A 1,663-nucleotide genomic window follows, 5' to 3' on the forward strand; every position below is an offset into this window, starting at 1 on the left:
ACTTTTTTAAAAAATTCCAAAACTTTAAGTCATTTTGCTAAAGCTTATAGGGGTAAAATGCTAAGAGTATTGGCAAGTAAAAATATATATAATAAAGAAGCTTTGCTTGAAAATCTACCTAATGATTTAAAAATAAAAGAAATCAAGATACAAGGATTAAAAGAAGAGATAATTTTAGATATAGTAAGCTAAGCCTTTTGGCTTAGCTTTTATAATTAGAATTTGTATAGAGCTTCAAGTCTGATGAATTGATCATCATGATCATGCGTGTTATTATTGAAATCTTCAGTTAAGTAAGAATAGAAGCCACTAAATGTAAGTTTTGGGCTATATGCATAAGATACTCTTGCGATATATTCATTTTTATCTGTTTCAGCACCTGCTGCATATTCAGTTTTACCACCGATATAGTCAAATCCTACTCTAACAGTTTCAGCAAAAGTATAACCTAAACCTGCAAAATAGAAGAAGTTTTCACCCATAGATCCAGTTAGTTTGCTACCATTAGAATAGAAAATTTGTTCACCTGGTGCAATTACTCTACCTTTATCTTCTAATACAACAATAGTATTTTTGTCTTTTTCACCATAGCCAACAATACCTGCTTGGAAATCAAAAGCAGAAATTTGTCCTTGTAATTGAGCAGCATAGAAGTTAGCGTTATCAGCATTTAAGCGTTTTTCTGTGTCACTATCTACACTATTTCCTAAGTATTGAGCTTGGATTTTGAAGTTAGCCATATCATTGAATGCAAATTTATAGCTAGCATCTACTGCATATAAGAATGCATAGTTATTTGAATAAGCAGCCCATAATTGGAACGCAAATGGATCAAAATCACCTAATACAGCAGCACCATATAATGAAGATTTAGCCATATTGATTCCATCTTTAATTGCAGTGTCGCCATCATCTTCAGCATTAAAGCTATCAAACCAATAACCTGCAAAAGTTAAACCTTCAATAGAAGTGTTTACTACTTTAGCTCCTGTTCCTACTAAATCATCAGTCCAAATAGAACCAACTTCCATTTTACCAAAAGTTACGCTTGTAGCATAAGCTTCATTAGTGTATTCTAAGTAAGCTTGTTGAACATTGAAAGTATCATGAGTGTTTGTTCCATTGCCTGTACCAAAGCCAGCTTCATTTGTGCTGTATTGGAATTGAACAAAAGCTTTGAAGTTATCATCTAAAGCAGCTTTGAAATTTAATTGAGATTTAAATCTGTGTTTGTTCTCTTTAGAGTTGTTATAACCATCTACAATTGTGTTACCAATATCTTTTCTATCAGATTCAAATCTATATCTGAACATTCCTGATACATCAACATCTTTTATAGCTTCTTCAAGCGAAACAGCATTAGCTGCTGAAAAAGCACCTGCAGCTAAAGCTGCTACTAAACTAAGTTTAACTAGTTTCATGAGAATTCTCCTTATTAAAATTAAAACTATGGCTTGTATTATAGCATAGTTTTATATAAGAATTCTTAAAGTAAATAAAAACGATAAAAATATATTAAAGGGTTGTATTTATAGATTGAATTATCTTTAAAGATCTAGTTTGAAACTAGATCTTTAAAAACTAAGGAGTTATCTATGAATGTTTGCTTTTACAAGTGTAATTATGCTCTTTGATAGTTAATGTTTGGAAACTGAGGGAGTTA

Annotated in this window: 1 protein-coding gene and 1 pseudogene; one reads left to right on the forward strand and one right to left on the reverse strand. The window is 31.0% G+C overall.

Annotated features, from left to right (window positions below; translation table 11 throughout):
• A pseudogene (locus L8X50_RS08155) lies at positions 1 to 192 on the forward strand (peroxide stress protein YaaA); the annotation flags it as partial.
• 23 nt (positions 193 to 215) lie between these two features.
• Here the strand turns inward: L8X50_RS08155 and L8X50_RS08160 are convergent.
• Positions 216 to 1,421, reverse strand: a complete 1,206-nt coding sequence (locus tag L8X50_RS08160) for a major outer membrane protein (protein WP_263660885.1) — start codon at positions 1,419 to 1,421, stop codon at positions 216 to 218.
• Positions 1,422 to 1,663 lie beyond the last annotated feature (242 nt).

It is taken from the genome of Campylobacter sp. CNRCH_2013_0898h (assembly GCF_025772965.1).
Lineage (GTDB): Bacteria > Campylobacterota > Campylobacteria > Campylobacterales > Campylobacteraceae > Campylobacter_D > Campylobacter_D lari_D.

What these genes read in the sequence shown, in the direction of transcription:
- L8X50_RS08160 (WP_263660885.1), bottom strand. Translation starts at nt 1,421, where the DNA reads ATGAAACTAGTTAAACTTAGTTTAGTAGCAGCTTTAGCTGCAGGTGCT.